Source organism: Saccharopolyspora hattusasensis (assembly GCF_050972075.1).
GTDB classification, from domain to species: Bacteria; Actinomycetota; Actinomycetes; order Mycobacteriales; family Pseudonocardiaceae; genus Saccharopolyspora; species Saccharopolyspora hattusasensis.
Genome location: NZ_JBPCDC010000001.1, coordinates 5,990,244 through 6,017,194 on the forward strand (window position 1 = coordinate 5,990,244; position 26,951 = coordinate 6,017,194).

The window sequence follows — 26,951 nt, forward strand, 5'->3', positions numbered from 1 at the left end:
TCGGCAAAAATAGGATTGCAATTGGGTGCGTAGGTCGCCTGCAGTGGTCACGTTTATTTATGGCGGATTGCATAGGTTGCAGTTCTCGGATGGATGGAGCGAAATGCTCAGGTTAGGGCGAAGCAGATTCGGTACGGGAGTCGTCAAAATACTCGGTGGCAGTGTGGTAGGGCAGGGCCTCGTAGTGCTGTGCTCGCCCCTGCTGACGCGGATGTATGCTCCGGCCGACTTCGGTGTCCTTGTTGTTTTCACCAGCATCGCCGCGATCCTTGGTGCGGTGTGCACGCTTCGCCTCGAAGCGGCGATTCCGCTGCCGCGTAGGGACGTGCATGCGGGCTGGATAGCATGGACTGCAATTGACATCGCAATCGTCAGTACGACGATGCTCCTGGCGATCGGTGCACTCGCGGCTAGACCGATTTCAATCGCCCTCGGAGCGCCTGAGCTGTCGCGGTTCTGGTGGTTGGTGTCGCTGACGGTGCTGGCCATCGGTGTCGGCCAGGTGTTTGCGGCCTGGATGGTTCGTGGTCAGCACTATATGTCATTGGGGCGGCGCAACGTCGCTACCGGTGTCGGCCAGGTGTTCGTCCAACTCTCGCTAGGAGCGTTGGGCTGGACCCCGATCGGATTGTTGTTGGGCTTTCTAGCCGGCCGCGTTAGTTCGATAGGTGTGGGCATGGCGACCACTAACCTGATCCGGCAGCGCCGACCTAGGCGTAGAGAAGCCGTGAGCGTATTGGGGCGGTACCGGTGTTTCCCACTCATCGCGTCGTGGTCGGCACTTCTGAATACTGTCGGTTCGCAGGCGCCACTACTGCTGATCAGCGCCTGCTACGGCCAGGTTGCCGCTGGTCTCATCGGGCTGACCGCGCGTGTTCTGGCGGCGCCCGTCGCGATCGTTGGCCAGTCCGTTGCGCACGTCTATCTCGGAGAAGCCAGTGTCGTCAACCGGATGGGCACGCCCGAACTTCGCCCATTGGTGCAACGCATAGTATTCCGGTTGGGGCTTATGGGTCTGTTTCCGGCTCTAGTACTTGCTGGATTCGGTCCGCAACTGTTCGAGCTCGTCTTTGGCGGTGAATGGTCGGCTTCGGGTTACTACGCCCAGTGGCTGAGTATCGGGTACCTCGCCGAGTTCGCTGTCGCACCGATCTCGCATACCCTACCTTTGCTGGAACGACAGGGGGTTCAATTCGCATGGGATCTCCTACGCTTGTGTCTTACCCTGGGTTCTCCAATGGCGTGCTTCGCACTGCGTCTTCCCATCGATGCCGCGGTCGCCGCCCTGTCCGCGAGCTACGTCATCAGTTACGGAATCCTCTTCTTTTATTGCTCATTCGCGGCAGCCAAAGCTGATGGACGAACACTTGCGCAAAAAGAGGAAAAGTTCTGAATAAGAATTCTTGTCAACGGCACGCGAATTTGGCTCTGGCACGGTTTCCGGTGCGCCCTCACAGCGCACAGACGCCCGGTGGCGTACAACGGCAAGAGCCGATGACCGCCGCACAGATCATCCGTGGCAAAAGCGGTTCCTGCCTAAAAGGGCATTTTGATCTCGTTTGATGTTGATCTGTCCGTTTCAGATAGCACCTGATATCTTGATCGACTTGTGAGTGTCCGGCGTGCGTACCCCAGCGACCTGTCCGATGCCCGATGGGCGTTGATCGAGCCGACGTTGACGGCATGGCGTGCCGCACGGCGCGGGCCGGGCGTGCCGGCGAGGGTGCATGACCTTCGTGAGATCGTCAACGCGATCCTGTACGTATGCCGGACCGGGATCGCGTGGGCGTACCTGCCGCACGACTTCCCGCCGTACTAGACGGTCTATGACTACTATGCGAAGTGGGATGTCGACGGCACGACCGAGACCCTGCATAACCTGCTACGCCAACAAGTTCGTGTCGCGAAAGGCCGGGCGGCGACCCCGACTGCGGCGATCATTGACTCCCAGAGTGTCAAAACGTCGTGCAATGTCGGTGAGTCCAGTCAGGGAATTGATGCAGGAAATTATCTGGGGGTTGTCGGTTATGCCGGGCGGGCTGGATCGTGGCTGGTTGATGGTGGTGCAACTGGGTGATTTGTCGCCATAAGATCGGGTGAACCGTTGCCGTGACAGCGGACGTGTGCGGTCTCCTGCGTTTTGAAGGAGGCGAGCACATGGTCATGGATGGTCGGTATCCGGTGCGGATTTCGGGGCCGTTGGCTCCGCTGGTGCATGCGTTCCGGTTAGAGATTCCATGTCACTGACGTGACGCCCGCGGATGCGTGAAACTGGGCGGGTGCGCCGGGTCCGCGCGTTGCGTGACCGCACGAGGTACCGCAAGAAGCTGATCGAGCAACGCACCCGCGAGCAACAGCGGCTGGCGAAGGTCTTGGAGACCGCCGGGATCAAGATTGATTCGGTGGCGTCCACGCTGATGTCCAAGTCCGGTCGCCTCATGGTAGAGGCGCTCATCGCTGGGGAACGCGATCCCGAGCGGCTGGCGGACCTGGCGAAGGGGGTGATGCGCCGCAAGCTGGACGAGCTGGCGATGGCCTGTGACGGGCAGTTCACCAGCGAGCATGCCGAGATGTGCCGGCTACACCTGGCCGCCTACGATCACCTCACCACCTCGATCGCGGAGCTGGATGTGCTGGTCGAGCGGCACGCCGCCCCGTTGGCACCGTTGATCGCGCGGCTGATAACCATCCCTGGGATCGGCAAGCGCACCGCCGAAGTGATCATCGCCGAAACGGGTGGGGACATGTCCCGGTTCCCGACCCCAGCGCACCTGGCTGCCTGGTGCGGGCTGGCACCGGCCAACCGCGAATCCGCCGGAAAGCGAATGCGGGCGGGCAGCCGCAAGGGCAATGTGCATCTCTCGTCGGTCCTGGTCGAGGCGGCCTGGAGTACAGCTCGCACCAAGACCCGGCCCGGCGCCCGGCTACGCCGACTGATCCGCCGCTTCGGCGAAGACGGCAAGAAGAAAGCCGCCGTCGCGGTCGCCCACACCCTACTGCGCATCATCTGGGCCGTGCTCAAACACGACACCGACTACCGCGAAGACGGCGCCGACTACTACGACCGACCCGTCGACCCGGCACGGCAGACCAACAGCCACCTCACCGCCCTGCGCCGCCTGGGTTACGACGTCACCCTCACACCGATCAAACCGCCACCACAACAACCCGCGGCCTGACCAGCTACCTCAGCACCCCGACCGACGCGCTCATCGGCCGGGGCAACATCCATGCCGTGGCTAGGTCCAGTTTCGTTACAGCTGGTTCGGCGGGGTTTCACACCGGGGTCCGCGCAGGACAACTCCTACGTGCTGGCGCATTTGAGTCGTTGGCTGGAGCGCGAGGGCTTGGCCCCGTCGGAGTTCACTGCGGCCCAGCTGGATGATTTCGTTGCCGCGCGGCAGACCGCTGGTTATCGGCGCTGGGTGACCGGCCGGTCATTGCGGATGATGTTGGGCTATCTGCGGGAGGTCTGCGCGATCCCGCCCGAGGAACCTGGCGAGGTCGAGTGCCCGGTCGAGAAGTTGCTGGAGCGCTACCGCGTTTATCTGCGGCGCGAGCGGCGGTTGGCGGAGTGCACGGTTCGACTGCGTATTGACTTCGCCCGCGAGTTTCTCTCGGCGCAGCTCGTTGACGGACGTCTGCGGTTCGACCGACTGGACCCGGCGTCGGTGATCGGGTTCGTCATGAGAGTGTCGAGGCGGTATGCGACCGGGTCGATGAAAACGGTGACTTCGGCACTGCGATCGCTGCTGCGCTTCCTGTTCGCAACCGCGGCCGTTGACCGGGACTTGACGGAGGTGGTGCCGTCAGTGGCTGGGTGGCGGTTGAGTGGTCTTCCATCCGCAGTGAGTGCCGACGTGCTGCCGGCGTTGTTGGCCGATCCCGACACCCGCTCGATAACCAGGGCGGTGCGAGGAGAACCACCTCGAACGACGCAACCGCCGCGGTGTGGCCCCCGCCTGGCGAGATGGGCCACACCGTTGAGCAGCGTCAGGGCAGCAGTAGCGCTCCGACGAGCTGTTCGCCGCCATCGAGGACGCCGACGACGCCGCCATTCACGGTGCGGATAAAGTCCGCGCGATTCGGGCCCATGTTGGGCTTGTTCGTCGGCGAGGTGGCGCCGTGATGGGCATGGTGACCGAGTCGTCGGCGTGGTGGGGTTCGGCAGCATGTTCTGCGCAGACCGCGGCTGCGACGACCGTGCGGGTGGGCATGATAGGCCCCGAAACGGCCGGACTGGTTACGGTGACGGTGCCAGGAGCCGACCACGGGTGAGCGCGTTGAGACTCGCCCACAGGTTCTGGTTGGACAGAGCGAATCGGTCGGCGGCGGCCGCCATGGCGGCCGCGAGCGCCTCCAGCGCGTCGCCGAGCAGCGTGGGACGCGGTGTCCTCGGAAGCCGGTCCTGGTCAATCGCGACCACGGTGTCCACACCCAGCCGATACAACGCCGCAGCGTTATCGCGGGCGCGGCGCAGCCAGGACCGCACGGTCCCGGCGGGCACGCGAAGCCGGGCAGCGATCCTGCGGTGGCCGACACCGAGCCCGCCGGCTGCCAGCGCCGGGCCGATCACCCCGAGCGTGTAGGAGCGGCCCGCCAGCAGCTCGGCGGGCAGCACGGTATGGGTCCGGCCACATGTCTGACAGCGTGCGCGATCGGGGCGAACGGTGCGGGTGCCGTGATGGTCGACGACCGTGCGTTCCCGGGTGCGGCCCCAGGGCCGCAGCGTCCCCGCGCACTCGGGGCAGCGCAGCCTTCCAGCGGCCAGCGCGCGTCGGGCGGCCTCGGTGTCGACGACCTCGATCACGACTCATCCCTTGAGCATCCAAGAGCTGCCAGCTCTTGGGGAGGGGCAGTTGGTGTTGTGACTGGCCGCACCCTACAGCCACTGTCACGATCACCGCACGGCCCGACTGGTTCACCGGTGCCAACGTCACGTCGACGACGAGATGGTCCCCTCCCGGCTGCCTACGCCCTGCTCGCCCGATCAACGACCGTCTCATCAGCACGGTGACGGCGCCGAACAACTCGCACCCGCCCGAAATCCCATCCGCACCGTCGACGGCGACAACCGCTGATTACGTCGTCATCCACATCGGCGGCGGACAACGAGCACTCCAAGGACGAAGGGCGAGCACGATCGGCGGAGAGGCCAGGACGATGCGTCTGGCTTCTAGGATGTGGTGTGTGAGGGCGCGGGCGCGGCGTGAGCCCACACCGAGTCTCCTGCGCAGCGTGTCGGCTGAGATCGGACGCCGGTGGATGTTCCAGTACTCGGGGTCGAGCTGATCCGCCTTCGCATAGCGGATCATCGTTCTCGACAGGCAACTGCTCCGGGATCGGCGCGCCGCTGTCTGCCCTGTGAGCAGCCACGTTGTTCGCACCCGTGCGCGGCGCGTCTTGGACGCTCCTCGGCATCGGAGGCCGCTCCATATCGCCGGGCACGGGTGGGGGACTGCCTAGCTGTTTCGGCCGCGGCTGAGTTGTCCGTATCCCACCTAGCTGCTTCCGCGCCCCGACGTTTGAGCGCTCGGTTGACGGCCAGGACGCACTGACGCTGCCGTTGAGGGTGATGGTCTCGATTAGGCCAGAAGTGCTTCAGCTTGTGAGCGTAGGAGGTCGGCCCACGCGGTGGATGGCCGCTCGGGTGCCGGATCAAGATCTTCTTGCTTGAAGTGCTCGGGTGCAGAGGCCACGCGGTCATCCTCCTCCACGATCGCCACGATCAAATGGCGATTTCTTGGGGACGGGAAAGCGCGGCAACGCGCTAGAACCCGTCGGAACGAGGAGGAACAAGAGCCGCTGACCTGCGCGGATGTGCTGGCTGGCTGGTTGCTGGGAAGCGAACGCTACCTTGACACGGTAGCGCTCGCGAGGATTCCTACGCTTACATCACTGGCCGGTGCTGTCGAGACAGGCAGGCGCTGGCCAGCGTTGTCGCTCTGGCGGTGATCAAGCTTGTGCAGGCTCTTGGCGAACTGCACAAGATCTTGGGTTTCGCGTCAACAAGCAAGATCACGAACGAGGGTGCATTTATGGTGCAGAATCGTGGTCGAATGACGTCGAATCGTGCCGATTCAAGGCGTGAGCGATTGCAAACTTTCCAGCTAGATCGACCGACGGCGACTGACGGACAGACCGGCCAGTTAACCGAAGGGTTACTGGTTCGAGTCCAGTCGGGGGAGCAGAAGCCCAGACCACAGGTCTGGGCTTCTTCTTTTGGGGTCGGCTTCGACGTCGACGAAGGTCCCTAAATTGGTCCGTTTTCAACCCACGCTGTCGGTGCCGCGGAACGCCTGCCTAATGGTCGGTGTTCGTCCTAGTCGTTGTTGTGAACTGCGTGGCGGTGGACAGTGACCGCACCTCGGCCTGTTGATGCGTTTCGGGCGGCCGGCCGACTGCGAGTAACTCGTGGCACTGGTATTCGCTCACCGCCGATCCCTTGGATCGGCTCTGGCGAACGGTGCCGCGCGGAAACCCGAGTCGTCTCCCATGTGGATGAACAGGTGCCCTTCGAGCACGTCGTCATCGGCCAGGGTGGCCCAGCCGCGTCCGCTGACCTGATCGCCTTCGTCGTCGCCTTCCCAGCTGAACTCGACGTAGCGCCGGCCGTCGCGCTTGGTCGAGCGGCAGTCCATCCAGCCGTGGACTGCGATGAACCCGAACTGCCCGGTCCCGTCCTCGGCGAACTCGATGAAGCCAGGTCCTTCGAGGTCGATTGCATCTTGGTCCCACGCGTCCATGTCCACGATCCGCCATCGTCCAGTCAGACTCATCGCTGGGCCCCTCCCGTGTGCGCTGTCGCGGCCTCAGGGTAGTCACCGTGCGAGCCGTCGGGTCTGTCGGTGTTGAATGGTGGCGTGGTCAGCGCAGAAGTGGAGCGGGTTCGTCGGTTGATCGACGGACTGCGACGCAATCGTCGGACGCACCCACTGCACGGGCGACGGGAGTATTCGCAGCGGGTTCGGGAGGTCGCTGCCGCGTGTGAAGCGTTGATCGAAACCGAGCCGGCCCCCGTACCTTCCCTCGCCCGTCGTGCGGTCGACCTGATCACAACGACGCTGATGTATCTGGACGACTCGTCCGGCATCGTCGGTGACGATCTCCACGCGCTGATGGCGGTGCACGCGCGCGCCTGCGCGGCGGCACCGCCCGACCCGGTGCGGCTGGCGGCGTGGCTGGCCACGCTTCGTCTGGATGGGCCGGGCTGGCCGGACTTCGAGCTGCGCGATTACGCTGCCGCGCTCGGCCAGAAGGGCCGTGGCGAACTGGCCCGGATCGTCAACGAACGCGCCAAGACAGCACAGCCCGAATTCGGCAGGACACCGTTCGGGATCCGCATCTTGCGCGAGCAACTGGCCGAGCTGACCGGAGATATCGACCGTTACGTCGCTGTGCTGGCCGAAGATCTCTATGCCGCCTCCCAGTACCTCAAGATCGCCACCGTATTCCGAGACGCCGGGCGTGCATCCGACGCCGAGCAGTGGGCGCAGCGTGGGCTCGGGATCGGTAACCCGATCGACCAGGACAAGCTTCGCGATCTCTACGTGGACTTGCTGTTTGAGCGCGGCGCGGCCGATGAAGCACTCGCCCTGCGGTGGCAGCTGTTCGACCAGCACCCGACCGCATCCCACTACCGAGACCTACGCTGCACCGCAGAACGCACCGGTGACTGGAGCGGCCTGCGAGACGAAGCGCTCAAGCGCCTGCACCACGCCGCTGCGAAACAGCCCGCGTTCGCCGACCACCTCGTTGGAGTGCTGCTCGACGAAGACGAACAGGACGAGGCGTGGCGGGTGACGGTCGATCACCCCGACGACCTGCCCGAATCTCGCTGGCAGCAACTCATCGATCTGCGCCAACCCACGCACCCCAACGACGTGATCGAGCCGTGGCAGCGGCTGATCCAGCACCGACTGGAAGCCAGCACCGACAAGTATCGCTACAGCAAGGCAATCACGATGCTCCGACGGCTCCGCGACGCCTACCGAGCCATCGACTACGCGACCGGCTTCGACACATACCTCGATGACCTGCGGGAGCGCCACAAACGCAAAACGTCATTCATCGCCAAGCTCGACCGCTTCGCCGCGCCCTAGCTAGGAGGTTCACGCAGTCGATGATCCCGCTGAATTGGCGGGTCCGACTGGATGGTGCAGATCGCTCACCACACATCAGCCATGGTGGAGTTCGTGCCCTCCCCCACAGCGCTCCAGGGTGTTGGACGCCTCGCAAACCGTCGGGCGCTTCCGCAGCGAACCAAGCGGCGGGTAGCTGGTACTGCTCTGGGCGTTCGAACCGTGCCTCGGCTGCGATGGCGACAATCGCTTGGTTCGTGAGTTGCAGGAAGATGGCGAGGACGGTGCGTGCCCAGCCCGCTTGGATGGTGGGGCTGTCCGCATCGGAGTCGAAATACGGGTCGGTGATCTGCGGCATGCACCGATGGGCGACCTTGTTGCCGCCGTCGCGAGGGGAGCATCGCGGCCCGTCGGAGCGGGCGCCATAGCCGTAGTAGTGATGCTGTTCGGAGACCGGCCGCGCGGTGATCTTGTGACCTTGCCTGGTCGCCTCCGCCGCGAGTTCCCACAAAACGAGTCGTTCCAGAGCCGGTTTGCTGTCTTCTTCGCCGACGTAGGACCAGAGGTTGGTGTCCAAGATCAATCGCCTCTTGCGGGGGTGATCCCCTCGCTTCGGCACTTGCGTGACGTGTTCGGCTGAGCTTGTGCCTGGATCTTGCGGCCGCGTCGCTTCCGGCGGCACCCCGGCCTGGCGTGCATACGCAGGTGGGCGTAGGTGGAGATGCGTTCGCGGGCAGATGAGCGGGTGTGCGCGTTGGTAGAGCATTGAAGGGCGATCTGACTAGCGTTTTCAGGGAGGCCCGGCGATGTCCACGACGATCCGCAGGCTCAGCGGCCGCAGTCGCAAGACCCTGCTGGCCGCGCACATCCTCTCCAGCGCAGCTTGGTTCGGGATCGACCTCGCGCTCGGGATCCTCGTGGTCACCGCGATGTTGACCGACGTGCCGCAGACCGCGGGGATTGCGTTGCAGGCGGTCGAGATCTTCGCGATCTGGCCGATGTTCTTCGCCAGCATCGTGTGCCTGGCTACCGGCGCATTGCTCGGGTTGGGCAGCAAGTACGGATTGGTCCGGTACTGGTGGGTCGCGGTAAAGCTCGGCGTGAACGTGCTCATGTCGACGTTGATCGTCTTCGCTTTGCGGCCCGGCGTTGGTGCGGCGGCGGATGTCGGTGCGCGGCTGCTGGCCGGTGACCGCACCGCCGTGGTGCCCAGCGATCTGCTTTACCCGGTCGTGGTGGCTCCCACCCTGCTGCTGGTCGCCTACCTGCTGTCGGTTTTCAAGCCGTGGGGCCGGATTCGTCGGCAGGTGCGGCAGCGGCAGCCGCTCTCCGTGTCCGAGGAGCTGCCCGTCGCCTAATGGGAGCCGTCCACACCGGGCGCTCGGTTTACCCGGCCGCGCGGCGGGCGGCCGGGGAGGCCATCCCGGGCCACGTGTGCGGGTTGTCTGCCCAGCACCAGCCGAGTTTTGGCGCGTTCTGGCTGATCCAGATCGCCGCGACGCGGCGGTCGCCGCAGCGCGAGCCGCCGACCGAGAAGCACTTCCCGACTGCCGCAGCGCGGTCGCGCAGCGGGGCGACGACGGCGTCGAACTGCTCCGGCGGCAAGCCAGCCATCGCCGGCTAGCCGAGGTCGATCAGGTTCTGGACCTGCCGGTCGAACTCGACACCCGCGCCGATGGTCATCTGATCCGTCATGAAGTCCTTTCGCGGCTGGTTTCGCGGTGGGGCTTGCTCGTCTAGCGGTCGTTCTCGGGCGTGGGAACGGTGATCCGGGCGAAGGCGCCGAACTCCAGCGCCGTCCACAGCGCTCCGTCCGGGCCGAGGGCGATGCCGTGCGGTTCGGAGCCGGGGGTTGGCAGGTCGTGGACCTCGATGGCGCCTTCGGCGGTGATTGAGCCGACGCGGTTGGCGCCCCACTCGGTGAACCACATCGCGCCGTCCGGGCCGGTGGTGATGGCGTGCGGTCGGGCGGCGCGGTCGGGCAGGGGAATTCCTCGATCTTGCCGTCGGCGCTGATCCGGCCGATCTGGCCCGCGCCGATCTCGACGAAGCAGATCGCGCCGTCAGGGCCCGCCGCGATCCCCACCGGCCCGGGGTTGTGGACTTCCGACGCCTCCCGGCCCGCAGGGCACCAACACCTAGACGTCCGGCACGGGTTTGATCTTCCTTGTGCTCACGGCGGAAGTTGAGCGGGTTTTCGTGATCGAGCCACCTCGACAAAAGTGTCCACAATGGATTTTGAAAGTGCGAGTTCACCCGCTCGACAGGTTGCCGGAATACGTCCGATGTGCATCCCATGTGCCGATCGTTCGAGACGCGACGGGGCGTCACGACTTGTTCGCCCCGGGTCACCGTGACGGTCGAATGTGGGGCGTGCAGGGTCTCGAAGCCCGGTGGCGGTGGTAGCGAATCCGTTGGGTAAGATCGATGGTGGGTATTTCGGTGGAGAGTTGTCGGTAGCGACACCGTGGTCGCGGCGGTGCGTGTCACCTGCCTGAGTGGCCCGGTGTCGGGCTGGATAACGATCCAGGATCGTTGCGCGATTACATCCTTGCTCGGCTCGCGGTCGACGGTGTCGGCACGGATGATTTATGCAAGCCACGCGACCTGCGGGCTGGAATGGCTTGGCTGTGCTGTTTGATCCGCTCGATTGCTGACCGAAACGAACTCGTGATGCGTTGCGCGCAACGGAAACCCGTTGCGCTTCGCCTCTTTAGCAGTGGTGTTTCGTCCAAGGGGACTGACAGAGGACGGGGGAAGTCAGGATGTCCGCACCAGGGATCGGCAAGGAATCGCACATCTCGCTGCCCGACTTCGGCTCGGTGGCCAAGCTGCCGAAGCCGATCAAGGCGATCGTCTACTTGATCATGCTGTCGGTGATCACGGTGGCGGCGATCAGCGCGCTGCTGGCCACCATCGTGGTCATCGGCCAGCTCAGCGGAGCCTTCAACGTCTTCAGCTTCATCGGCTGAGTCGACGGTCTGGGGCCGGCGCACTGCACGGGTGCGCCGGCCCTCGTTTTCGTGCGGCAGGCACCCGAGTAGTCCACTCGGCGTAACGCCGTGCGCCGGCGGATTCGACCGGTCCGACCAACCGCCTTGTAGGCCAGTCGGCCGATCCACCCGCCAGTTCCGACCCCCCGCGACCTCGCTACGATCGTTGGTGTTGCGAAAGCCGCCGGGGGCAGTAGCTCAGCAGGTCAGAGCAGCGGACTCATAATCCGTCAGGTCGTGGGTTCAAGTCCCACCTGCCCCACCAACCCCAGGTGAAACGCGTGTGGGGAAAGCGCAGAGAGATCATCTCCACGCTTTCCCCACACTTTACTCAGCGAACCACTCAACCTTGCTCAGCGCCTCGGCCGCCTTGCGGCTCTTGACCCGGCGACCATGTAGACGTCTTGAGTCGTCGACACAGCCGAGAACATCGAGTACTCCCGGAGACTGTTGGCCGCAAAAGATATTGCAGTCGGCTCATCTTGCTGGTGTCACGGGCCCTACCAGCAACGTCGAGCGTTCGCCAGGCCAAGAAGATTTGGCCAGCGGTCGAGATCGTCTGTAGCTCGCAGCGTCTACCGCTGGACGAATACGTGCGCGCGCCATTGGAGACGCCGACCGCGTGATCAACATGCTCGTGGGGACATCCAGCGCATCACGGTCTATGCCGAACGCGGTTTCGCGTATTTCATCAAGGGCGGCCCCTGCCGGGCCCGCCTGCCTGCTGTATGCGAACCAGGACGAGGCCGCCGGCCTTCCTGTATGCGAGCCCGGTCAAGCCGCCGATGGCTGGCCGGGCGTGCGGCTCGCGCGCTCGCCGGTCCCGGTCGGCCATCGGCGGCGACCGGGACGCCAATTGCGCGTCATGAAATGGGAATGTGGGCGGGATACTCTTTCCGTCTATCCCATGTTTCCGGAGCCTTTCCTTCAATTCGCTGCGCGTCATGTATCGTCGGCATTCTTCAAAATGAAAAAGAAGCCAAATTTCAAAGCAAGGATTGCTTACTGCGACCTTGACGTTCATTTTTTTGGGCTAGTACTCCAGCCGTAGTTTGTGATCTTGGCTGGTGAGGGGCTTGGAGACTGGTGCGGCCACCAGTTGATCATGGTGGTTTGTGAGGACCAATCAAGATCGCGTGGTGGCCGCGGGTGCCATCGTAGACCTCGCTGGGGTGGATCCTGTGGGCTGGCGGGAGACCTTCGACGCTGTGATGGCTCGGGTGGCGAAGCGGTTCAAGCGGGTCGAGCCGCGGAGGCGGGTGCGGTTGTTCGTGGAGGGGTTGCTGTCGGACCTGCCGCGCAAGAACTGCTGGACGCTCTCCGAGCACGCCGGGGAGGCCAGGCCGGACGGGATGCAGCATCTGCTGACGCGAGCGGTATGGGATGCCGATGCGGTGCGCGACGATGTACGGGACGCCGCGGTGGAACATTTCGGTGACACCGACGCGATGCTGGTGGTCGACGAGACCGGCGACGTCAAAAAAGGAACGGAAACCGTTGGTGTGCAACGGCAATACACCGGAACCGCAGGGCGGGTTGAGAACGCCCAGCTCGGGGTGTTTCTGACCTATACCACCAAGATCGGGCACACGCTGATCGACCGGGAACTGTACCTGCCGCGTTCCTGGACCGCTGATCAGGACCGGTGCACGACGGCTGGGGTGCCCGAGGACACGACGTTTTCCACCAAGCCCCAGTTGGCCTCGCGCATGATCCTGCGTGCCCTCGATGGCGGTGCGCCGGCACGGTGGATCGCCGCCGACGAGGTCTATGGCGGAAACCCGGCTCTGCGTAGCGATCTGGAGAAGCGGCAGGTCGGATACGTACTTGCGGTGGCCTGCGACCACCGCGTCACCACGGCCACCGGCACGCACCGAGCCGACGAGTTGGTCGCGAGGCTGCCCAAACGTGCCTGGCAGCGCCTGTCAGCCGGTGAAGGCGCGAAAGGACACCGGTTCTACGACTGGGCCTGGATCGACCTGACCAGCGACACCGACGCCCCCGCCGGACACCGGTGGATGCTGGCACGGCGCAACCGCCGCACCGGCGAACTGGCCTACTACCGCTGCTACGCACCCGGACGGGTGCCTCTGGCCACGCTGGTGCGGGGCGCCGGACGCCGGTGGACGATCGAGGAGTCGTTTCAGACTTCGAAAGGCCAGACCGGGCTCGACGAACACCAGGTCCGCACCTGGACCTCCTGGTACCGCTGGACCACGCTGGTGCTGCTGGCGCATCTCTTCCTGGCCATCACCACCGCCACCGCCCGCGCCAGACCCACACCGACAGGACTGATTCCTTTGACTCAACGAAATCCGCCATCTCTACAACGTGCTCGTGCTCACCCCCCTCGCCGACATCCGGCACGTCCTACGCCGCTCCTACTGGCGACGACAACACCAATACCGCGCCCAACAAGCCCACTACCAGCGACAATCACTCCAAGAACCATGAACATCACGATCTACAGCTGGAGTACTAGGTCAAGGGCGTCAGGCAGGGTTGCGTCGTCATCAACATCGAACACGCACCACGCAGCGTCGAAACCGTCTCGCGAGCCCTATAATTTTCCGTTCTTGGTTTCTCGGCTGAAACCACAGCGAGCTCGTGCTCTGTCTTGCCCAGTCTGACGTCGCGCCGGGGTGTTCACAGCTTCGGCGGGTGACGGTGCGCCTCTGGCAGCCGTCCTGTCCGCCCGTAAGCGATCGCTGATGATCGCCCACGCCAGGCCGTCTCTGGGACGCCCGAGACTCGCAGTTCGGCGCCAGGCGTGGGCTGCTGTACGCCCCACCGGCTTCCGTTCCGCAGGTGCGGGCACCCTCGATGAACGGTGCTGGGCACTCTTGCCTGGTTGTGGTCCGGCTGCAAAGGCCCGGAGATGCCTCTCCAGTCCGGATGAATCTTCAGGACGTCGTCTCTAACCACGGGCGAATGTCCGCTCATGCCGAAGACATTGACAGTGATAGGTCACTCTCTGCCCGGGACTGCGCCGGATGTTTACCGTGCGGCTATGCCACCGTTAGTTCGACCGGTGGTACACAACGCCATCGGGCTCGCCGTCCGCGTACGCGGACGAATTGGTCAGGTGGCCGTCGTACGGCGGCGTAGGTTGAACGCACTCTCATGCCGCTGACCGCCCTATCCAGCCCGGCCGTACCTTCAAGATCAAGACGCGCCATTCTCTTGACTCAAGAGTGGCTTCGCGCGTTTGCGCCGGCAGGCTCCTCCGGGGACCGTACGTTCCGGGGTCGGATCCGATTGGCGGCTTATGCGACAGCCGTCCTCGGTGCGAGACAACGCGGGCTGGGCGGCCGAGGGGGAATGGTGGAGTTCCAGCAAGTCGTGGATCTGGTGGGTAAGGGCGTCGACGCCGCCGGTGTGGCCACGATTGTTGTGGGAGCGCTCGTCGCGATCTCCGTCGAGGGCGTCCGGCTCGCGCGTCGGCAGAAAGGCGTGTACCGCTCCTTCCGCCGCCGGCCAGTCGATCCTGCTCGGGCTTGAGTTTCTCGTCGCCGGCGACATCATCCGAACCGTCGCGGCCTCACCGACGTACGAGAGCCTCGGCATACTTGCCGTCATCGTGGCAATCCGCACGTTCCTCAGCTTCTCCCTCGAACTGGAGATCACCGGGCGGTGGCCCTGGCAGAAGACGGCCGAGGCGGCGACCGGACCTCGCGAATGACACAGCGACTGTCCCTGGCCGAACTGGCCCACCTGACCGGCTACAGCCAACGCACGGTGACCTGACTCTTCGGCCGGGCCACTGGGATGGGCCCCCTGCGGTACCGGCAAACGCCGCGCCTCGCCAAGCAGCTCATCGGACAGGGCGCGACAGCCCAGTCAGCCGCCCGAGCGGTTGGCTTAGCGCGGGGGTGAACGTGTCAGTGGGCGGACCCAAACGCACTCTTCTGCTGCATGGTGCGTGTTCGGTCCAATGCGCTGACATGGCGCCGAGCGTGCGAGGTGGGAGCAGGGGAGAGGATGCCAACTTATTGCCAACGATCATTTCAGAGGTCGGCAACCTGCGGCTCGACGAATGCACCGTCGGCCGGCTCGAAGACCTCATGGACACGTTGCAGGCCGAGGACATGTCCGCCGACGCGCGCCCGTCTGTCCGGACGCGGTGCTCTCCGGGATCTTCGGGCTAGCAGTCAGGCGCGAAACCTGATGCCGGCGAACCGGTCAGGCAGATGTCGCCGATCAAGGGCGGTGCATGGCGGAAGGCGCGCGCCATGACCGCCGATGAAATGCACGGCTCCTCGCCAAGCTCGGTGCACTGGTCATGTTTGGCTCTGCGCGGAGCTTCGACTGCGGGAGCCTTAGAGGCAGGGTGGCCCCCGCCATTTCGGGCTATACCGGATGGGGTGCACGAGGCGTTGACGGCGCCGGGATCAAGGATCTGCTCGTCCGGGCACTCGAATGCTGACCCAAAGGGCACCCTGATGGGTTCAACGAGTGACGAGCCGAGCTGGTGTCGTACTGTGACCGCCGTGAACTCACCTAGGGATTTGCAGCTCTCCGATGACGGCAAGTGGGAGCCATACGACGTGTCCGGCGGTGCCTCTGACGTGACTGATGTCGGGGACTATCTGGAGTCGCAAGGGTGGAGTCCATACCTCAGGCTCGGCGCTGGGGAGTGGGCGAGCCTGAATCTGCTCACCTGGCAACGCGACCAGGATGGCCGCAGCGAGTACCTCATTGCGGTCAGCAATCAGGACCAGACGTCGGAGTACTTGAGGGTCGGCAGCTTGCCGGCGCTGATGGATCTGCTTGCGCGTTGGGCTCCAGCGGTTCAGGCCGCCAGCATCGCCGACGTGGTTCAGGACCTCCATGAACCTCTGATCGAGCATGAGGGCATCGTGGAGACCATTGCCGCGCGCGCCGTGTGGGGTGTGCAAGATCGGTTGCCGAGGCTGCGTCGCTACCGGCAGACTTGGGACGCCGCCGAGGCTGAAGCCAGGGCAACGCGTCAGGAACCTCTTGCGTCTGATTGAGTTTCGGTCTTTGCGTAGCCGCTTCGCTGTAGCGTCATCTAGATCCATCTAGATCGCGCCGATCTCGTGTCAGACAATGGCCAAGCTCTTTGAATGTATGAAAAGAGCCGTCCCGGAAATACCGGCGGGGCGGCTCTTTGTGTCCCACTCAGCTGCGATCGACAGCGCGAGCGAACGAGCTCCACCACTAACCCCCTCGTGGGCCTTTCGGCAGCGCGCCGGTAGACCCTTGCAGGCTGTTGCCCGAGGGGCTGCGGGCTCAGCGCTTTTTCTCAGTAGGCGACGGTGAAGTGTTGCTCGTTGCGGGGTTCTCCAGAGCGTCGAGGACCGCTGCCGCGAGGTCTTCTGCCGAGATTCGGGACGCGCCCTCCTCATCGGTCAGGAGCGTGGTTTCGCCGCGTCGGTAGGTGCCGATGCGACGTCCGGGTTCGAGGACCGCGGGCGGGGACAGGTAGATCCAGTCGGCCGGGTATGAACGGCATGCTTCGAGTTGCGCGACGCTGGCCGCGGCGATGGTCCGCCATTCCTGGGGCACGTAGTCGGGGTTGTCGAATACGAGTTGGTCGGGGCGCCCCGGTGGCCGCAGTGGACCGGCCCCGCCGACGACGAGGATGCGTGTTCGGGTTCTTCGGCCGCGTCGAGCAGCGTCGTGATCGCCGTGGCGACCGTGTGTTCCTGGCCGGGGTGGGGTCGGGGTCGGGGTCGCCGCGACGATCGCGTCGGCGTCGGTGAACAGCTTGCTCATGCGGGCGCGGTCGGTGGCGTCGCCCTGGACAGCGCTCACACCTGCGGGCAGGAATGTGGGCTTCTCGCGACGGAAGACGGCGGTGACGTCATGCCCTTGGACAGCGGCTTCTCCGGTGACGCGCGAGCCGACCATGCCGGTGGCTCCGACTATGCGATCTTCATCGAGCAGTCCTTTGCGCGGTGAGGTTCGGAAGTGGGGAGCGGGTTCGCGGGGAGAACTGGCCTGCGGCGATTGCGGCGAGCGAGAGCGCGAAGCCGAGCAGTTGGATCGGGCCGAGCATCTGGCCGAGCAGGACGACTCCGAGTAGCGCCGCAGCCATCGGCGACAACAGGCCGAGGAGGGCGACCGAGGTGACCGGCAACGTGGTGATGCCGCGGAACCACAAGACGTAGGCGGCCAAACCGCCGACCAGGCCCAGCCAGAGGTAGCCGAGCGCGGCCGTCCCGTCGATCGCGGGCGGTGGCCCCTCGAACAGCAACGTGACGGGCAGGAGGAAAAGACCGCCGGCGGTGAGTTGCCAGCCGGCGAACGCGGTGGGGCTGGCTTCCGCAGGACGACCCCACCGCTTGGTTAGCGTTACCCCCAGCGCCATCGATGCCGCGCCCGCCAGGCCCGCCAGGATCCCGGGGACGCCGAACGCCGCATCCGGACCGATCACCACCAGGCCGACGCCCAGTACACCGACCACCCCCCAGGCGAAGCGCCAAGCCGAAGGATGCTCGCCGAGGACGGTCACTGCCAGGACTGCCACGATGAGCGGCTGGGCCGCAGCCAGCGTGGCGGCAACGCCTCCCGGCAGGCTTTCGGCCGCCACGAACAGCAGCGGGAAGAACATCCCTATGTTCAGCACGCCGAGCACCGCCGCCTTCGCCCACCACGTCCCGTTCGGCAGGGTCCGCGTGATCACCAACGCGATCAGCCCTGCGGGCAACGCGCGCAGAAGCCCCGCGGACATGGGATGTCCTGGGGGTAGGAGCTCGGTGGTGACCACGTAGGTCGTGCCCCACACCATGGGCGCGAGCGCCGTCAGCGCTGTGCGGGCTGCAGCGCTCCCGCTGCCGGAGGTCGTCTGATTCATCACGACCTAAGTCTCATTCGACCTGCATCAATGAGTCCAATGCATGTTTGTCAACTGATCCATCTCAATGCACGATGGATGGATGGAGCTCCAGCAGATGCGCTACGTCGTCGCGGTCGCGGAGACGAGCAGCTTCACCCGCGCCGCCGAGCGGTGTCTGGTCGTCCAGTCCGCGCTCAGCCACCAGATCGCGCGCCTGGAACGGGAACTCGGCGGCAAGCTCTTCGAGCGCAACAGTCGTCGGGTGCGGCTCACCCCTGCCGGTGCAGCATTTCTCCCCGCCGCCCGCCAATGCCTAGACGCTGCGGAGCGCGCGGCCGCCGAGGTCGCAGCGGCCCTCGGCGAGGTGCGCGGGCGGCTCACCGTTGGCGTGATCCCCACCGTCGCCGCAGTGGACATCCCGGCCGCGCTGCGCGAGTTCCGCAGCCGGTACCCGCACGTGCGCATCGGCCTGCGCGTTGGCGGCAGCGAGAAGCTCGTCGAGCAGGTCAGGCAAGGAGCTATCGATGTCGCCTGCCTCGGGCTGCCGACCACGGCCCGGCCCCGCGGTGTCCGCGGCCGGGAACTCGCCCGAGACCGGCTCGTCGCCGTGGTCGCGCCCGGGCATCCCCTCTCGGAGGAACCGGAGGTCGACCTCCGCCGGCTTTCATCCGAGGTGTTCGTGGACTTCACGGCCGGAACCGCCGGCCGTGCCCAATCCGACCAGGCATTCTCGGCGGCGGGCCTCGACCGCGATGTCGCCTTCGAAGTGCAGGCCCCCGATCTCATGGCGAAGCTCATCCGGCAGGGCCTGGGTATCTCCATGCTCCCGTCCACCTACGTGCCGCAGCTCGCCGGCGTGCGCGCCATCCCGGTGTCCGACGCACCGGCCCGCGTCGAGCACCTGGTCTGGAACGACGTCGGCTTGACACCCGCGGCGAAGGCCTTCCTGGCCGTCCTCGACACCTCGGCCGAGCACCTGGCGGAGCGAACCGAGGCGCGCCCGCATTGAAAACTCGGATTGTTCCCGGCATCGACGTGCCCAACCTCGACGCCGCGCTGGACTGGGCCGCGCGTTGCCCCGGCGCGCGGGGTGACGGGTCGGTCGTGGTGCGGCCGGTCGCCGACTTCGGGGCCTGACGTGCGGGACGAACGGGCCGCCAGCGCCGCAATGCCGGTGGTGGAGGCGGTGTTCCGCGAGGAACGCGGTCTGCTGCTGGCGGCCCTCGTCCGTCGCTTCGGCGATCTCGACCTGGCCGAGGAGGTCACGTCCGAGGCCATCGAGGCGGCGCTGGCCAACTGGCCGGTGCACGGCGTTCCGCCCAAGCCCGGTGCCTGGCTGATGACCACCGCGCGGCGCAAAGCGGTCGATCGGCTGCGGCGCGACCAGGCGTTCGCCGCGCGGTTGGCCATCCTGCAGGTGGAGGCGGAGCGGGCGGAACCCGTCGCCGCGGCGGACGTGCATGGTGATCTGCCGGACGAGCGGCTGCAGCTGTTCTTCACCTGTGCCCACCCCGCGCTTGCGGCCGAGGACTGCGGGGCGTTGACCCTGCGGTGCCTCGCGGGGTTGACGACGGCAGAGGTCGCGCGCGCCTTCCTTGTTCCCGCGGAGACGATGGCCAAGCGGATCGTGCGGGCGAAGAAGAAGATCCGCGAGGCGAGGATCCCGTTCCGGGTGCCCGGTGCCGACGAGTTGCCGGAGCGGCTGCCGGGCGTCCTCCAGGTGCTGTACTCGATCTTCACCGAGGGGTACGCGGCCAGCTCGGGCCCGCAGTGCTCGTCCTCGCCGCCGGATCGCCAGGCCGCGATTCCCAGCCACACCAGGTAAACCGCTCCCGCGATCTTCACCGTCGTGAACGCGGCCGCAGAAGTCGCCAGCACCGCGGACAATCCCGCCGCCGCGGCTGCCGCGTGCAGCAGTGTCCCGGTGTTCAGACCCAACGTGGTGACCACGCCTGCTCGCCGACCGCCGCCGGCGACCCTGGCCAGCACCAGCGCCTGACCAGGTCCGGGCAGCAGCACGATTGCCGCTGCTGCGGCGAGGAATCCGGTCAACGTCGCTACGTCGAACATGCCGCCAAGCTAGGGCGCACCACCGACAACTCGCGGTTCGCGCCACATGGGTTGCAGGTGGGGACCGTCCCCCGGGAGCGCGACCGGATCGCCCAGTGGCTTGAAGCCGTGGCGTTCGTAGAGGGCTTGGTTTCGCGGCGTGCTCGCTTCCAGGTACGCCGGTTGGCGCATCGGCGTCGGCGCGTGCGAGGCGGTGCCGACGCCGGTTGCGCATCGGCGTCGGCGCGTGCGAGGCGGTGCCGCAGGAGCGCGCTTCCCACGCCACGACCCCGGCTCTGGGCGACCACGCCCATGGATATGACAGGAAGACATGCGGGTCGTCCGGGTGTCGCTGCGCGACCAGCGTCATCACCGCGGCCATGCGCCGCAGCACCGGATCAGTAATGGTCGATTCGGTGAGTGACGCGGCTTCCCGCCGGACGCGCTCGGCCGACTGCAAGGTCAGCCACAACGACAGTCCTTCGATGGTTCCGTCTCGGCGTTGCGCGACGAGGACTTCGTCCTCGCGGAGCGCATCGCGGGGGAAGTCCGCTTGCGTCCCGGGTTGAGTCCTGAAGTCAGCGGAGCGCTTCGGCGAGTGCGCGGTAGGACGGCAGCGGGTCGTCGCCGAGGGCTTGGATGCTCACGTGGTTCGCGCCCGCATCCAGGTGCGCGTTGATGCCTTCGGCGATCTCGGCCGCGGTGCCGTGCAGGGCCACTGCGTCGATCAGGCGGTCGCTGCCGGGTGGCGCGAGGTCGTCGTCGGTGAAGTCGAAGCGGCGCAGGTTACGGGTGTAGTTGTTTAGGTTCAGGTACATGCCCACCGAGGCGCGACCGGTGGCGCGGGCCCGGTTCTGGTCGGTGTCGACCACGACCTTCTGCTCCGGGGCGAGCAGCGGTGCGGCGCCCAGGATCTCCCTGGCCCGCCTCGTGTGCGCGGGAACCGTCAGGTACGGGTGCGCTCCCGCGGCCCGGTCGCCGGCGAGCTCGAGCACCTTCGGGCCGAGCGCGGCGAGCACCCGGTCGGTCTTCGGCACCCCGGCGGCGTCCAGCTGGTCGAGGTAGTCGACCAGCGCCTGGTACGGCCTGGTGTAGGTGTCCGTAATCTCGCGGTGCCCGGCGCCGATGCCGAGGACAAACCTGTCCGGGTGCTTCGCGACGATCCGCTGGTACGACGCGGCGACGGCCTGCGGGGCGGAGTTCCAGATGTTCACGATCCCGGTGGCGACCGTGATCGAGTCGGTGGCGTCCAGCAGCCGTTCCGCCAGCGCCAGGTCCGCGGGCGGCGAGCCGCCGATCCAGATCGTGCCGTATCCGAGCTTCTCGACCTCGATCGCCAGTTCGGGGTCGAGTGCCGTGGAAATCCGCCAGATGCCGAGCTTGCCGAGGGTTGCGGTCATGTCACTGGCCAACGGAGGTGGTCGGCCAGGCATTCCCGGTGTCGCCCGACCGGGTCACTGCCGGCGGCGGGCCTTTATGACTGCGGCCAGACCGCCGTCGACGACCGTGAGGACGGCCATTCCGATCACGCCCGCCCGGGCAGCGCTGGTCCGGCCGCGGGGCGGGGCCCAGGGCCGGTGAGTGTTTTTCGGTGTCCTAGCGCCCAAAAGCACTCACAGGCCACGGAAGGATCAGCCGTCCTTGCGCCAGACGTAGGCGGCGGAGATCGGGTGGTTGCGGAAGCGTTCCCACTTCGGCTTCACCGCGACCCACGCGTCGTCGATCACGCCCTCGCGCAGCTCCGCCAGTCGCCAGCCCGCCGCCAGCGCCGCCGCGACGTGGTCGCTGACGAGGTGCACGTTGGTGGTGATGGCCACCGATTCGCTGGCGCTGTTGGTGTAGTGGGTGGGCATGCCCGAGGTCATGATGAAGTGCGGGTGGAACGTCACCAGGACGAACGCGGCCTTCGGCGCGGCCAGCCGCCACGCCTCCCGGTACAGCGGGTGCAGGTCGTCGAGGTGCTCGTCGATCAGCGAGGAGATCACCAGGTCGTAGGCCGAGTCCGCCAGGCCGGTGGCCGCGACGTCGGCCTCCACCAGCCGGTCGTGGGCGCCGCGGCGCTGCGCTACGGCGAGCATCTCGGGGGTGAGATCTACCCCGTCGATCGCCGGAACTCCCTTGCCCCGCAGCCACTGCCCGGTCCGGCCGGTCCCGCAGCCGAGGTCGGCGGCCCGGGTGACGGCCGCCCACGACGGCTCCTGGAGCTGTTCCAGCAGCGCGAGGTCCATGACGTCCTCGACGGTCTGCTCGTAGTTGGTGACCCACTCGCCGTACCCGGTGCGCACGTCAACGGTGCGATAACCCCGCGCGTCGAAGCCCCTGAACTCCATTGCACCGATTATTCCGCCGGTGCTCCCGCCGCGAAACACATTTCCACCGGCCGGTTCAGCGCAGGGGGAAGCCGGCGTAGTTCTCGGCGAAGGTGGTGGCTGCCGCGGTGAAGGTGCGGAGGTAGTCGGACTGGGAGCGTTGCAAGCGGCGGTCGAAGGCCGCGGCCGGGCCACCGAAGCGGTGTGCCATCGACGTCGTCCACCAGGAGAAGTGCTGGACCCGGGGCGCTGCCGGTCCGGTAGTGGTCGGCGACGGCGGTCATCCTGTCCACATCGGACACTGCGAGGTTTAGGCCCTTGGCGCCGGTCGGTGCGCTCGTAGGTGGTGCGCGCGTCAGTCGGGAGGCATTGCTGCAGACGCGCGAACAGCATCTGGCCGCTGTCGCGCTGGTGGCGCTCGCCGAGGTCCTTCACCACTTCTTTCCGACGGTACCCGGTGATCGCCCGGCCGGTGAGCTCCAGGAACGGGATGTGCAGGCGCTCCTCGTCGAACTGCAGGTGCACGCCGCCGTGCACGTCGCCCTTGCGCAGCATCCGGTCACCGCCGCCGGTCTCCCGGAGCAGGTCCACGGTGCCCTGGTCCAGCACCCCGGCGGGCACGCGGTGCTGGACATGCTCCTGGCTGCGCCGTTCCAGCACGACGGAGTCGATCCTCTGCAGGTGCATCGCAGACAGCCTGTTCACGGAAGTCCGCTTCGCCGCCGCAGCGAGCTTCGACAACGCCGACCTCGAAGACGCGGTTGGGGGCCTCGATGAACGAGACGACGCACGCCTTTCGGCGCTTGTGCGAGAACCTAAAGTACGCCCGGGGCCTGGTGGACGGTGGGCGTCGCTTGGAAGCGCAGGACGTCCACGACTTCGACGTGACGGACCTGTATCGCTCGGCCTGGGTGATGGCCGTTGCTGCCCTCGACCACTGGGTGTTCGAGGAGATCCGCCACCGGGCTTTGGCGCTGCTGCTGAAGCCGGATGGGCAGAAGCCCTCTGGGCTGCGCAAGCTGAGCGTTCCCGTCGACCTCTTCGACCGGATCCACTACGGTGGGGAATCGCGCGAAGCGGTCTTCGGGGAAATGCTGGACCGGGAGTTCGGGCACGAGTCGTACCAGAACCCGCGCTACATCCAGGAGGCCTTTAAGCACGTTTCCGACGTCAAGCTCTGGGCCGAGGTGGCCAAGCGGGCTCATGCGCATGGCGATCAGGTGGATGCCAAAGAAGTGCAGGCTCGGCTCAAACGGATCATGGAGCGACGGAACCAGATCGTGCATCAGGCGGATTTGGACCAGGCAGATCCAAATCGGCGGCAACCGGTATCCGCGGAGGAGGCCGCTGCGGTCATCTCCCGCCTGGAAGAGACCGCCGCGTACATCGTCATGGCGTTGGACGGTGGTTCACGCTGACTTCTTCTGCTGCCGTCGGTGCTCGATGAGTGCCCAGCGCAGAGTGACCATCCCGCTGTCGGTCTCCAGCTGCCAGAAGTCCTGCCCGTCCAGGGAGGACCCGGCGAAGACGGTCAGCGTGGCCAGGCTGGAGTAGACCTCGCCGTCGAACTCGAATGAGCCATCAGATCGGACGGTAACCACCTTGTACACCGACATCAGGGTGAGGATGAAGTCGGACTGGTTGAGCGGGGTGCCCTTGCTGTTGATCCGCACGAAGATGTCCGAAACCTCTTCCGGATCGGCCGAGCTGGACAGTTCGACAGCGTGGAAGGTGTAGTTCCGGATGGCGTGCAGCTGTCCGATGGCGTTGGCCAGCTTGTCCCGGTCGATGTTGTCGAGTTCGCGGTGTTCCTGGAGCCGGGTGAGGAAGTCGTCGATAACCCGATAGGTGCCGTCAGCCCAACCCGCCGCGATGTCGGGGATGAACTCGGGATTCTTCTCCACCGTCGCGTCGTGCACCCTGAAGGCCCCGTCGGCGGGCCGGAAGGCGATCCGGATGTGCACATCCTCGAAGTCGTCGGACAGCACGGGTACGCCGGTCAGGGCCGCGAACAGGGATGTGATGCGCTGTTGGCCGTCGACCACGAACAAGCGTGGTCCGGACTGCTTCGCATCCGTGCCGATCTGACGGGATTCCTGCTCGGCTCGGGCTTCCCACAGGTGCAGGCTGCCGACCGGGAAGCCTCGGTACAGCGAGTCGAAGAGGTCGCGAACCTTACTGGTATCCCAGACGAACGGGCGTTGCAGGTCTGGCAGCGCGATCTCGCCCTTACCGACCCGCCCGACAAGGTCGTCGTCCGAGTACGTGGTGTTCTTGAACAGCGTCATGCCGTGGTGCCCCCAAGCGCTTCGACGAACGACGCCGGATAGTACCGATCCCATGACGTACAGCGACAGGAGCCCGTCGATCCGCCATGCGGAACTCAACCCGGATGCCCGATTTTCCCTAACATTGCGAACTTCCGCGGTCGGGGAGGAGGTCGGGGAGGCGTCGGTCTTGGGGTGGGGCTGGAGCGCACGTCCGGAGTGCGTGGCAACCGTAGGTTTCGACGTGGTGGTGGCGTTGTCGCTCGAAGTCGATTCGCGCGCAAAGCTTGGAGACGCTCAGCGCAACGTTGCATGCCGCGGAGTGCTGGTCGCGGGCACGGCCGACCCGAAGGAGGACGGCAGCGAATGCGAGCGCGAAAGCGGAGCGCAGGTGGCCATGATCCCCACGGTCACTCATCATCACATTCGCGGTCTGGATAGCTCCCCGCTTATTGGCTGCGAGTGGGCATCAGAACTGGCCGCCGACACTCCCAGTGCACAGTCAGCTGGCCTGACCGAACTTGTTGTTCTTGAGGCCTTGAGGATTATTCAGGCGCATCAAAATTCAGTCGCCGACCGGCGTGTTGACATAAGCGGCGGTCCGTTTAATGCGAGAATTGGGTTACCACACTCAAAATCGCAAGAAAACGGACCACCTGTATGTATCATACCACCGGCCTCACCGTGCCACAGATCGCCGACTTGTGCGAGCTGATCAGGATGGAAACCGGGCAAGAGAATCAGCCGTGGCCACCGATTCTAGGATTGTGGAACTCTGTGGTCGTTGCGCTGACCTATATGAGGCGCAATCGGGTCCAAGCGGAAATCGCAGAAACCTACGGAGTTTCCCAGCCGTCCATCAGTCGTGCGGTTACCACAGTGACGCCACTGATCAACCAGGTGCTCGCGAGGTTCGTGCCCACCGCCGACGAGTTGGACGACCGGCAGCAGTACATCGTCGACGGCACGCTGCTGCCCTGCTGGTCCTGGTCCTCGCACCCGGAGTTGTACTCGGGCAAGCACAAGACCACCGGTATGAACGTGCAGATCGCCTGTACGGTCGACGGCCAGCTCAGGTGGATCTCCGATCCGATTGATGGCAGCCGGCACGACTCGTACTGCCTCGGTGAATCTGGCGTGCTGTTGACACTGACGCCCGCCAACTGGATAGGCGACAAAGGATACGTTGGCAACGACATGCTCACGCCGATCAAGAAACCTGAATGCCGCGAATTGCTGGACTGGGAGAAAGAATTCAACACGCAGATCAACAGGATTCGCTACGTCATCGAGCAGGTGATCGCTAACTTCAAGACCTGGCGCATCCTGCACACCGACTACCGGCGCCCCATCGAGACCTTCCGTAAAACCATCTCCACCGTTGTCGCCCTGCATTTCTTCGCCTCAGCGTGAATAACCCTCCTTGCATCAAGGAGTCGGCCTGGGTGCGAGTGAAGAGCAGAACACCGACTTTGGGGGCCTTGCTGTCGCGGATAGCGAGCCGGCCGTCCGTTGTCCACGCAACCTCGACGCAGTTGCCGCCGCCGACGCCGCCACCACCGGAGTAGCTGCTCTTGCGCCAGTTTCCAGGACGTAACGCACCCTGCTCGATCATCTTCGTCCTGGGCAAGACCTGAACCGTGATGTTGGGTTCTTCTGCCGCCTCGGCGAGGAAGCGAAGTTGATTGCGCATCACCCGTGGCACGCCGACGGGCCGATGTAGCAGCGCTTCGTCGAGAATCACGTGCAGCTTCGGCGGTTCGGCTCTGCGAAGGATCTGTTGCCGGGCGAGGCGAGCCGCGACTCGTCGTTCGACGTCGTCCTCGGAGATGTCCTGGTTGACTCCACGGATCAAGGCGTGCGCGTAGTCGGCGGTTTGGAGAAGCCCCGGCACGAGGAGGGTTTCGAAGCTCCGCGATGCGACAAGGGCGACTTCCAGGTTGAGGAAGGCGTGGAAGTCCGCGGGCAGGTTTTCCGGAGATCGACTATCCAGCCCCGCTCGTGCCCGGTGCTGGCCAGATCGGCGAGCCACGCTCGCAGATCGCGGTCGGCCACTTGGTAAACGTCCAACAACTGCTCTACCTCGGCGATCTTGACGCCCTGTTCGCGGTTCTCGATGCGCGACAGTTTGGGGCGGGACCATTTCCCTTGTCCCTTGCGAAGTTCGGCGATGACTTGATCATGTGTCAGTCCCGCTTCCTCGCGAAGCCGACGAAGCGTTTCTGTGAGCTGCCACCTTCGCACGGTCGCGTTAGCGAGGCCGTTGTCCTGGGCCACCGTCAACCTCCACAGTCCCGGGCACGCTGTTCGAGGTCATCAGCACCGACCGCAGTCTCTGCATGAGCCTGACATCTGCGAAGGAAGCCCAGCGTGCCTTCAGCTGGGGTAGCCATATCTCAGGCCATTTGGTGTGGGCTCGGTCATCAGCGCCCGCGAAATGAGTGAGGGGC

At 65.5% G+C, this 26,951-nt stretch carries 24 protein-coding genes, 1 tRNA gene and 7 pseudogenes; 17 read left to right on the forward strand and 15 right to left on the reverse strand.

What is annotated here, in order from left to right; translation table 11 throughout:
• Positions 1 to 43 precede the first annotated feature (43 nt).
• The 3 genes and pseudogenes from ACRXBZ_RS28680 to ACRXBZ_RS28690 all read left to right on the forward strand — a co-directional run bounded on the left by ACRXBZ_RS28680 (position 44) and on the right by ACRXBZ_RS28690 (position 3,179).
• A complete protein-coding gene (locus ACRXBZ_RS28680) occupies positions 44 to 1,393 on the forward strand; it encodes a lipopolysaccharide biosynthesis protein (RefSeq protein WP_433881723.1) in 1,350 nt (449 codons plus the stop codon).
• Between the two features lie 216 nt (positions 1,394 to 1,609).
• Positions 1,610 to 2,002 (forward strand): annotated as a pseudogene (locus ACRXBZ_RS28685) (transposase); the annotation flags it as partial.
• A 259-nt stretch (positions 2,003 to 2,261) separates the two neighbouring features.
• Positions 2,262 to 3,179 (forward strand): IS110 family RNA-guided transposase, encoded by a 918-nt coding sequence (locus ACRXBZ_RS28690; protein ID WP_433881724.1) that lies wholly within the window; start codon positions 2,262 to 2,264, stop codon positions 3,177 to 3,179.
• A 1,064-nt stretch (positions 3,180 to 4,243) separates the two neighbouring features.
• On the opposite strand, the gene ACRXBZ_RS28695 is transcribed toward ACRXBZ_RS28690, so the two are convergent.
• The gene (locus tag ACRXBZ_RS28695) at positions 4,244 to 4,810 is read right to left on the reverse strand and encodes a DUF6431 domain-containing protein (protein ID WP_433881725.1); all 567 of its coding nucleotides are present in this window, start codon (positions 4,808 to 4,810) and stop codon (positions 4,244 to 4,246) included.
• Between the two features lie 1,621 nt (positions 4,811 to 6,431).
• Complete coding sequence (locus tag ACRXBZ_RS28700; RefSeq protein ID WP_433881726.1) at positions 6,432 to 6,779, reverse strand: hypothetical protein; 348 nt, start codon at positions 6,777 to 6,779, stop codon at positions 6,432 to 6,434.
• A 99-nt stretch (positions 6,780 to 6,878) separates the two neighbouring features.
• Here ACRXBZ_RS28700 and ACRXBZ_RS28705 point away from each other — a divergent pair, with 99 nt between their 5' ends.
• Positions 6,879 to 8,102: a DUF6880 family protein gene (locus ACRXBZ_RS28705; protein WP_433883996.1), complete on the forward strand. Its 1,224-nt coding sequence runs from the start codon at positions 6,879 to 6,881 to the stop codon at positions 8,100 to 8,102.
• On the opposite strand, the gene ACRXBZ_RS28710 is transcribed toward ACRXBZ_RS28705, so the two are convergent.
• Positions 8,068 to 8,658 (reverse strand): hypothetical protein, encoded by a 591-nt coding sequence (locus tag ACRXBZ_RS28710; protein WP_433881727.1) that lies wholly within the window; start codon positions 8,656 to 8,658, stop codon positions 8,068 to 8,070. The two genes, ACRXBZ_RS28705 and ACRXBZ_RS28710, sit on opposite strands and share 35 nt — an antisense overlap.
• Positions 8,659 to 8,887: 229 nt before the next feature.
• Between ACRXBZ_RS28710 and ACRXBZ_RS28715 the strand changes: the two genes are divergently transcribed.
• On the forward strand, positions 8,888 to 9,439 hold the full coding sequence (locus tag ACRXBZ_RS28715; protein ID WP_433881728.1) for a hypothetical protein: 552 nt from the start codon (positions 8,888 to 8,890) through the stop codon (positions 9,437 to 9,439).
• Positions 9,440 to 9,467: 28 nt separating this feature from the next.
• Here ACRXBZ_RS28715 and ACRXBZ_RS28720 read toward each other — a convergent pair whose 3' ends face one another.
• A complete protein-coding gene (locus ACRXBZ_RS28720; protein ID WP_433881729.1) occupies positions 9,468 to 9,695 on the reverse strand; it encodes a DUF5701 family protein in 228 nt (75 codons plus the stop codon).
• Between the two features lie 122 nt (positions 9,696 to 9,817).
• Positions 9,818 to 10,170: pseudogene (locus ACRXBZ_RS28725) on the reverse strand (Vgb family protein); the annotation flags it as partial.
• A 676-nt stretch (positions 10,171 to 10,846) separates the two neighbouring features.
• On the opposite strand from ACRXBZ_RS28725, the gene ACRXBZ_RS28730 reads away from it, so the two are divergent.
• The 7 genes and pseudogenes from ACRXBZ_RS28730 (at position 10,847) to ACRXBZ_RS28760 (ending at position 16,068) form a co-directional block, all read left to right on the forward strand.
• Positions 10,847 to 11,053, forward strand: coding sequence for a hypothetical protein (locus ACRXBZ_RS28730; protein ID WP_433881730.1), 207 nt, complete (start codon positions 10,847 to 10,849; stop codon positions 11,051 to 11,053).
• Between the two features lie 208 nt (positions 11,054 to 11,261).
• Positions 11,262 to 11,339: transfer RNA gene (locus ACRXBZ_RS28735), tRNA-Ile, on the forward strand.
• A gap of 357 nt (positions 11,340 to 11,696) precedes the next feature.
• Positions 11,697 to 12,125, forward strand: coding sequence for a hypothetical protein (locus tag ACRXBZ_RS28740; RefSeq protein ID WP_433881731.1), 429 nt, complete (start codon positions 11,697 to 11,699; stop codon positions 12,123 to 12,125).
• 160 nt (positions 12,126 to 12,285) lie between these two features.
• Positions 12,286 to 13,528: pseudogene (locus ACRXBZ_RS28745) on the forward strand (IS701 family transposase).
• Positions 13,529 to 14,398: 870 nt separating this feature from the next.
• Positions 14,399 to 14,575 (forward strand): hypothetical protein, encoded by a 177-nt coding sequence (locus ACRXBZ_RS28750; protein WP_433884161.1) that lies wholly within the window; start codon positions 14,399 to 14,401, stop codon positions 14,573 to 14,575.
• A gap of 22 nt (positions 14,576 to 14,597) precedes the next feature.
• Positions 14,598 to 14,756, forward strand: coding sequence for a DUF1622 domain-containing protein (locus ACRXBZ_RS28755; protein WP_433883997.1), 159 nt, complete (start codon positions 14,598 to 14,600; stop codon positions 14,754 to 14,756).
• Positions 14,757 to 15,555: 799 nt separating this feature from the next.
• On the forward strand, positions 15,556 to 16,068 hold the full coding sequence (locus ACRXBZ_RS28760) for a hypothetical protein (RefSeq protein WP_433881732.1): 513 nt from the start codon (positions 15,556 to 15,558) through the stop codon (positions 16,066 to 16,068).
• 259 nt (positions 16,069 to 16,327) lie between these two features.
• Here ACRXBZ_RS28760 and ACRXBZ_RS28765 read toward each other — a convergent pair whose 3' ends face one another.
• Positions 16,328 to 16,948, reverse strand: coding sequence for an NAD(P)-dependent oxidoreductase (locus ACRXBZ_RS28765; protein WP_433881733.1), 621 nt, complete (start codon positions 16,946 to 16,948; stop codon positions 16,328 to 16,330).
• Positions 16,949 to 16,973: 25 nt separating this feature from the next.
• Positions 16,974 to 17,894 carry an EamA family transporter gene (locus ACRXBZ_RS28770; RefSeq protein WP_433881734.1) on the reverse strand — a complete coding sequence of 307 codons (921 nt, stop codon included), beginning with the start codon at positions 17,892 to 17,894 and terminating at the stop codon, positions 16,974 to 16,976.
• An 82-nt stretch (positions 17,895 to 17,976) separates the two neighbouring features.
• Here ACRXBZ_RS28770 and ACRXBZ_RS28775 point away from each other — a divergent pair, with 82 nt between their 5' ends.
• The 3 genes and pseudogenes from ACRXBZ_RS28775 to ACRXBZ_RS28785 all read left to right on the forward strand — a co-directional run.
• Positions 17,977 to 18,885 carry a LysR substrate-binding domain-containing protein gene (locus ACRXBZ_RS28775; RefSeq protein ID WP_168587109.1) on the forward strand — a complete coding sequence of 303 codons (909 nt, stop codon included), beginning with the start codon at positions 17,977 to 17,979 and terminating at the stop codon, positions 18,883 to 18,885.
• Positions 18,876 to 19,013, forward strand: a pseudogene (locus ACRXBZ_RS28780) (YciI family protein); the annotation flags it as partial. The gene ACRXBZ_RS28775 and the pseudogene ACRXBZ_RS28780, both read left to right, overlap by 10 nt.
• Before the next feature lie 31 nt (positions 19,014 to 19,044).
• A pseudogene (locus ACRXBZ_RS28785) lies at positions 19,045 to 19,644 on the forward strand (RNA polymerase sigma factor); the annotation flags it as partial.
• A gap of 71 nt (positions 19,645 to 19,715) precedes the next feature.
• Here ACRXBZ_RS28785 and ACRXBZ_RS28790 read toward each other — a convergent pair.
• From ACRXBZ_RS28790 to ACRXBZ_RS28810, 5 genes and pseudogenes are all read right to left on the reverse strand, one after another.
• Positions 19,716 to 19,946: pseudogene (locus tag ACRXBZ_RS28790) on the reverse strand (LysE family transporter); the annotation flags it as partial.
• A gap of 557 nt (positions 19,947 to 20,503) precedes the next feature.
• Positions 20,504 to 21,325: an LLM class F420-dependent oxidoreductase gene (locus ACRXBZ_RS28795; RefSeq protein ID WP_433881735.1), complete on the reverse strand. Its 822-nt coding sequence runs from the start codon at positions 21,323 to 21,325 to the stop codon at positions 20,504 to 20,506.
• A gap of 231 nt (positions 21,326 to 21,556) precedes the next feature.
• Positions 21,557 to 22,255 (reverse strand): class I SAM-dependent DNA methyltransferase, encoded by a 699-nt coding sequence (locus tag ACRXBZ_RS28800; protein WP_433883998.1) that lies wholly within the window; start codon positions 22,253 to 22,255, stop codon positions 21,557 to 21,559.
• A 55-nt stretch (positions 22,256 to 22,310) separates the two neighbouring features.
• Positions 22,311 to 22,445, reverse strand: coding sequence for a hypothetical protein (locus tag ACRXBZ_RS28805; RefSeq protein WP_433884162.1), 135 nt, complete (start codon positions 22,443 to 22,445; stop codon positions 22,311 to 22,313).
• Positions 22,446 to 22,585: 140 nt separating this feature from the next.
• Positions 22,586 to 22,921: pseudogene (locus ACRXBZ_RS28810) on the reverse strand (FAD-dependent monooxygenase); the annotation flags it as partial.
• Between the two features lie 86 nt (positions 22,922 to 23,007).
• On the opposite strand from ACRXBZ_RS28810, the gene ACRXBZ_RS28815 reads away from it, so the two are divergent.
• Positions 23,008 to 23,652, forward strand: coding sequence for a hypothetical protein (locus ACRXBZ_RS28815; protein WP_433881736.1), 645 nt, complete (start codon positions 23,008 to 23,010; stop codon positions 23,650 to 23,652).
• Here ACRXBZ_RS28815 and ACRXBZ_RS28820 read toward each other — a convergent pair.
• Positions 23,644 to 24,621 (reverse strand): DUF262 domain-containing protein, encoded by a 978-nt coding sequence (locus ACRXBZ_RS28820; RefSeq protein ID WP_433881737.1) that lies wholly within the window; start codon positions 24,619 to 24,621, stop codon positions 23,644 to 23,646. The genes ACRXBZ_RS28815 and ACRXBZ_RS28820 overlap by 9 nt on opposite strands.
• A gap of 657 nt (positions 24,622 to 25,278) precedes the next feature.
• Here ACRXBZ_RS28820 and ACRXBZ_RS28825 point away from each other — a divergent pair.
• A complete protein-coding gene (locus ACRXBZ_RS28825; RefSeq protein ID WP_433881673.1) occupies positions 25,279 to 25,914 on the forward strand; it encodes a transposase family protein in 636 nt (211 codons plus the stop codon).
• Here ACRXBZ_RS28825 and ACRXBZ_RS28830 read toward each other — a convergent pair.
• Both ACRXBZ_RS28830 and ACRXBZ_RS28835 read right to left on the reverse strand, forming a co-directional pair.
• Positions 25,811 to 26,395: a DUF397 domain-containing protein gene (locus ACRXBZ_RS28830; protein ID WP_433881738.1), complete on the reverse strand. Its 585-nt coding sequence runs from the start codon at positions 26,393 to 26,395 to the stop codon at positions 25,811 to 25,813. The genes ACRXBZ_RS28825 and ACRXBZ_RS28830 overlap by 104 nt on opposite strands.
• Positions 26,353 to 26,778, reverse strand: a complete 426-nt coding sequence (locus tag ACRXBZ_RS28835) for a helix-turn-helix domain-containing protein (protein ID WP_433881739.1) — start codon at positions 26,776 to 26,778, stop codon at positions 26,353 to 26,355. The genes ACRXBZ_RS28830 and ACRXBZ_RS28835 overlap by 43 nt, the downstream gene beginning before the upstream one ends.
• Between the last annotated feature and the right edge of the window lie 173 nt (positions 26,779 to 26,951).

Coding starts and splice junctions, on each gene's coding strand:
- ACRXBZ_RS28805 (WP_433884162.1), bottom strand. CDS start 22,445: ATGGCACACCGCTTCGGTGGCCCGGCCGCGGCCTTCGACCGCCGCTTG.
- ACRXBZ_RS28765 (WP_433881733.1), bottom strand. CDS start 16,948: ATGGTCGGCTCGCGCGTCACCGGAGAAGCCGCTGTCCAAGGGCATGAC.
- ACRXBZ_RS28800 (WP_433883998.1), bottom strand. CDS start 22,255: ATGGAGTTCAGGGGCTTCGACGCGCGGGGTTATCGCACCGTTGACGTG.
- ACRXBZ_RS28700 (WP_433881726.1), bottom strand. CDS start 6,779: ATGAGTCTGACTGGACGATGGCGGATCGTGGACATGGACGCGTGGGAC.
- ACRXBZ_RS28730 (WP_433881730.1), top strand. CDS start 10,847: ATGTCCGCACCAGGGATCGGCAAGGAATCGCACATCTCGCTGCCCGAC.
- ACRXBZ_RS28775 (WP_168587109.1), top strand. CDS start 17,977: ATGGAGCTCCAGCAGATGCGCTACGTCGTCGCGGTCGCGGAGACGAGC.
- ACRXBZ_RS28720 (WP_433881729.1), bottom strand. CDS start 9,695: ATGGCTGGCTTGCCGCCGGAGCAGTTCGACGCCGTCGTCGCCCCGCTG.
- ACRXBZ_RS28770 (WP_433881734.1), bottom strand. CDS start 17,894: ATGAATCAGACGACCTCCGGCAGCGGGAGCGCTGCAGCCCGCACAGCG.
- ACRXBZ_RS28795 (WP_433881735.1), bottom strand. CDS start 21,325: ATGACCGCAACCCTCGGCAAGCTCGGCATCTGGCGGATTTCCACGGCA.
- ACRXBZ_RS28815 (WP_433881736.1), top strand. CDS start 23,008: ATGAACGAGACGACGCACGCCTTTCGGCGCTTGTGCGAGAACCTAAAG.
- ACRXBZ_RS28690 (WP_433881724.1), top strand. CDS start 2,262: ATGCGTGAAACTGGGCGGGTGCGCCGGGTCCGCGCGTTGCGTGACCGC.
- ACRXBZ_RS28715 (WP_433881728.1), top strand. CDS start 8,888: ATGTCCACGACGATCCGCAGGCTCAGCGGCCGCAGTCGCAAGACCCTG.